At 69.9% G+C, this 4,824-nt stretch carries 3 protein-coding genes; 2 read left to right on the top strand and 1 reads right to left on the bottom strand.

What is annotated here, in order from left to right:
* Nucleotides 1–194 precede the first annotated feature (194 nt).
* Entirely contained in the window at nt 195–740 is a 546-nt protein-coding gene (locus AC3WPZ_RS27565; RefSeq protein WP_492442526.1) for a hypothetical protein, read from the top strand.
* 7 nt (nt 741–747) lie between these two features.
* A complete protein-coding gene (locus AC3WPZ_RS27560) occupies nt 748–1,578 on the top strand; it encodes a MipA/OmpV family protein (RefSeq protein ID WP_492442524.1) in 831 nt (276 codons plus the stop codon).
* Nucleotides 1,579–1,582: 4 nt separating this feature from the next.
* Here AC3WPZ_RS27560 and uvrA read toward each other — a convergent pair whose 3' ends face one another.
* Nucleotides 1,583–4,636: an excinuclease ABC subunit UvrA gene (gene uvrA / locus AC3WPZ_RS27555; RefSeq protein ID WP_492442528.1), complete on the bottom strand. Its 3,054-nt coding sequence runs from the start codon at nt 4,634–4,636 to the stop codon at nt 1,583–1,585.
* Nucleotides 4,637–4,824: the final 188 nt, after the last annotated feature.

Below are 4,824 nucleotides of genomic sequence, written 5' to 3'. Positions count from 1 at the left end.
GGCATGGGGTCGTTGGGGCACGGGGGGAGCGGCGAGTCTGCCAGCACCGGGGAAATTCATCTACCGCGCCACGCGGCGAGCCCGCCACAGCCTTACGCCTTGTAACGCCGACGGCCACGCGCCACGCCAGAATCGCGACAGGCCGCGCCCCCTCGGACCCGGTCGTTCGACACAACACCCCACAAGCCCACGACATGACTCACCCACCGCGCACGCGCCTCTCCATCGCCTTCCTGAGCCTGATGCTGCTGGGCAGCCTGCCGGCCCTGGCCGAAAAACCCGAATGGGCCGGCAAGCAGGGTGGCAAACACGACAAGCATGAAAAGCACGAGAAGCACCGGGACGACCACCGCGATGACCGGCGGGACGACCGCCGCGACGGGCCACGCTCGCCCTCGTCCAGCGTGTCGGTGAACATCCAGATCGGCGGCTACTTCGGTGAGCCCCAGCGCCGCATCGCCCACGAGTACTACGAGCCCCGGTTCAAGGCCGGCAAATGCCCGCCGGGCCTGGCCAAGAAGCACAACGGCTGCATGCCCCCCGGCCAGGCGAAGAAGTGGCGCATGGGCTATCCGCTGCCGCGCGACGTCGTGTACTACCCGGTGCCCAACAGCGTGTCGGTGCAGATCGGCCTGCCCCCCTCGGGCTACAAGTACGTGCGCGTGGCGGCCGACATCCTGATGATCGCCGTGGGCACGGGCATGGTGGTGGATGCGATCGAAGACCTCGGCCGGTTCTGAGTTCGCGATGCGCCCCACCACCCTGGTGGCCGCAGCGACCCTGCTCACCCTGGGCAGCGGGGCGGGCGCGGCAGAGCCCCCCACCGACACCGTGGCCCTGGAGGCCAGCCGCGACTACCTCGTGGGCGCCGCCGTGGTGTCGTCCGCGCCGCAACTCGGCAGCGATGTCGAGCAGCGCCTGCGGCTGCGCCCGATCTGGGCTTTTCAACTCGGGCGCTTCCGCTTCGCCACCTCGGGCGCCAGCGCCCTGCTCAGCCAGGGCCGCCAGAGCGTGGACACCGGCGTGAGCACGATGCTGGCCGGCAACGACCGCTGGTCGCTGAGCACCTCGCTGTCGATCGACGAGGGGCGCTCGTGGGACGACGACGCCGTCTTCCGCGGCCTGCCCGACGTGCGCGCCACGCTGCGCGGCCGCGTCGGCGCCAACGCGGCCCTGAGCCAGCGCTGGACCTACTCGGTGCGGGCCTCGCAAGACCTGCTGGGCCGCGCCGGCGGCCTGCGTGTGGACCATGGCCTGAGCTACCGCCACCCCGTTTCTTCGCAGACCCACTGGGACCTGTCGCTGGGTGCGGGCTGGGCCAACGGCACCTACCGGCAGACGCACTACGGCGTGGACCCGGCCCCGGCGGCCGCCACGGGTGTGCCGGCGTTCGCGATCGGCTCGGGCTGGGACACGGTCTCGCTGGGTTGGCGCATCACCTCGGCGCTGAACCGCCACTGGGTGGCCTACGGCGGCGTGGGCGTGTCGCAGCTGCAGGGCGCGGCCGCGCGCAGCCCGCTGGCGGGGCGCCAGACCGCCTACGGCGCCACCGTCGGCCTGGCCTACCGCAACAACTAGGCCTCTAGACCGTCAGCAGGCGGCGCAGGTAGCGCCCGGTGTGGCTGTCGGGGTGCGCCGCGATGGTCTCGGGCGTGCCCTGCGCCACCACCGTGCCACCGCCCGAGCCCCCTTCGGGCCCCATGTCGATGACCCAGTCGGCGGTCTTGATGACGTCGAGGTTGTGTTCGATCACCACGATGGTGTTGCCCGCGTCGCGCAGCTGGTGCAGCACCTTGAGCAGCAGTTCGATGTCGGCGAAGTGCAGGCCGGTGGTGGGTTCGTCCAGGATGTAGAGCGTGCGGCCGGTGTCGCGCTTGGAGAGCTCCAGCGCGAGCTTGACGCGCTGTGCCTCGCCACCCGAGAGCGTGGTCGCGCTCTGGCCGAGCTGGATGTAGGACAGGCCCACGTCGAGCAGGGTCTGCAGCTTGCGGTGCAGCGTGGGCACGGCGCTGAAGAAGGCGTGCGACTGCTCCACCGTCATGTCCAGGATCTGCGCGATGTTGCGGCCCTTGTACTGCACGTCCAGCGTCTCGCGGTTGTAGCGCTGGCCGTGGCAGACCTCGCAGGGCACGTACACGTCGGGCAGGAAATGCATCTCCACCTTGACCACGCCATCGCCCTGGCAGGCCTCGCAGCGGCCACCGGCCACGTTGAAGCTGAAACGGCCCGGGCCGTAGCCGCGCTCGCGCGCGGTGGGCATCTCGGCCATGAGTTCGCGGATGCCGGTGAACAGGCCGGTGTAGGTGGCCGGGTTGCTGCGCGGCGTGCGACCGATGGGCGACTGGTCGACGTTGATGACCTTGTCGAAGTGTTCGATGCCTTCGATCGCGTCGTGCGCGGCCGGCTCGTCGTGCGATCGGTAGAGCGTGCGCGCCACCGCCGCGTACAGCGTGTCGTTGACCAGGGTGGACTTGCCCGAGCCCGAGACGCCGGTGACGCAGGTCAGCAGGCCGACCGGGAACGCCACGCTCGCGCCCTTGAGGTTGTGCCCGCGCGCGTTGACGACGCGGATTTCCTGCAGCTCGCCCAGCGTGGCCTGGTGCGCGGCCTCGCGCGCGGCGCGGCGCTCGGCCGCCGGGCTGGGCGGGAAACGCGGCTTGGCGGGCGCGGCCTTCGGGGCATCGCCCTTCTTCACCACCGGCAGCCAGGGGGTGCGGCGCGCGGGCACGGCGATCTGGCGCGTGCCGCTGAGGTACTGACCAGTAAGCGAATCGGCCGTGGCCATGACCTGCTCGCAGGTGCCTTGCGCCATCACGCGCCCGCCGTGCACGCCCGCGCCCGGGCCCATGTCGATCACGTGGTCGGCGGTGCGCATCATGTCCTCGTCGTGCTCGACCACCAGCACCGTGTTGCCCAGGTCGCGCAGGTGCTGCAGCGTGGCGATGAGGCGGTCGTTGTCGCGCTGGTGCAGGCCGATGCTGGGCTCGTCGAGCACGTACATCACGCCGGTCAGGCCACTGCCGATCTGGCTGGCCAGGCGGATGCGCTGGGCCTCGCCACCCGAGAGCGTGTCGGCGCTGCGGTCCAGGCTGAGGTAGTTCAGGCCCACGTCGTTCAGGAATTTCAGGCGCTGGCGGATCTCGTTGATCACGCGCGCGGCGATGTCGCCCTTGGCGCCGTGCAGCTCCAGTTGCTGGAAATAAGCCAGCGCCTCGCCCAGCGTGACGTGACTGATCTTGTAGATGGGCTGCTTCTGTTCACCCTCGCCCACGAACACGTGGCGCGCCTCGCGGCGCAGGCGCGAACCGCCGCACTCCGGGCAGGGCTGCACGGCGCGGTAGCGCGCCAGTTCCTCGCGCACGGCGGCGCTGTCGGTCTCGCGGTAGCGGCGCTCGAAGTTGCGCACGATGCCTTCGAAGGGGTGCTTCTTGCTGATCTTCTTGCCCGCGCGCTCGCCGGATTCGAGCGCGTAGCTGAACTTCACTTCTTCCTCGCCCGAGCCGTAGAGCAGCACCTGCTGCACCGCGTCGGGCAGGCTCTCCCAGGGCGCCTCGGCGTCGAACTTGTAGTGCGCCGCGAGGCTCTCGATCATGGCGAAGTAATAACCGTTGCGCCGATCCCAACCCTTGATGGCACCGCTGGCCAGGCTCAGCGAGGGAAAGGCGACCACGCGCGCGGGGTCGAAGAATTCGGTGTGGCCCAGGCCGTCGCAGGTCGGGCAGGCGCCCATGGGCGAGTTGAACGAGAACAGGCGCGGCTCGAGTTCGCCCACGGTGTAGTGGCACAGCGGGCAGGCAAAGCGCGCCGAGAAACCGTGCTCGCGCGGCACCGCGCCAGGGGTTTCCGGCGCGTCCATCTCCATCGCGATGGCCCGGCCGTCGGCCAGGCGCAGCGCGGCCTCGAAACTCTCGGCCAGGCGCTGGCGCAAGGGATTCACGCCCTCTTCCTCAACGTCGACGCGCACCTTGATGCGGTCGATCACCACGTCGATGTTGTGCTTCTCGGTTTTCTTCAAGGCCGGCAGCGCCTCGGCCTCCAGCACCGCGCCGTCGACGCGGAAGCGCACATAACCCTGGGCCTGCATGTCGGCGAAGAGCTCGGTGAACTCGCCCTTCTTCTCGCGCGCCACCGGGGCCAGGATCATCAGGCGCGTGCCCTCGGGCAGCGCGAGCACCGTGTCCACCATCTGCGCCACGCTCTGCGAGGTCAGCGGCAAGCCATGGTCGGGGCAGTGTGGCGTGCCCGCGCGCGCGAACAGCAGGCGCAGGTAGTCGTGGATCTCGGTCACCGTGCCCACGGTGGAACGCGGGTTGTGGCTGGTGGCCTTCTGCTCGATGGCGATGGCGGGTGACAGGCCTTCGATCAGGTCCACGTCGGGCTTGTCCATCAGTTGCAGGAACTGCCGCGCATAGGCCGACAGGCTCTCCACGTAGCGGCGCTGCCCCTCGGCATAGAGCGTGTCGAACGCCAGGCTGGACTTGCCCGAGCCCGACAGCCCGGTGATCACCACCAGGGCGTGCTTGGGAATGTCGAGGTCGATGTTCTTGAGGTTGTGCGTGCGCGCACCGCGCACCGACAGGAACGCGCTGGCATGCCGCAGGGCGGCGCCCAGGTAACGGGGGGATGGCTCGCCCACGGACGGCGGCGTCCCGGGGGTGTCGGCGCCGGTCGATCCAGGCAATTTCAGGTCCGGGGGAAGGTTCTGGTTCAAGGCGCGATGCGGGGTTCAGGGCAACCCGACATGATAAGCCGCCACGCGGTTTTGCGCCCCTCCGCCCGGCGGGCGCCGGCCTTTCGCCGACAATACGCCGTCCCCCTGTCTCC

It is taken from the genome of Hydrogenophaga sp. FW305-3-2-15-A-LB1 (genome assembly GCF_058787875.1).
Note: the sequence above shows the minus strand (reverse complement) of the source record. Positions and strands in the feature narration are given on the sequence as shown.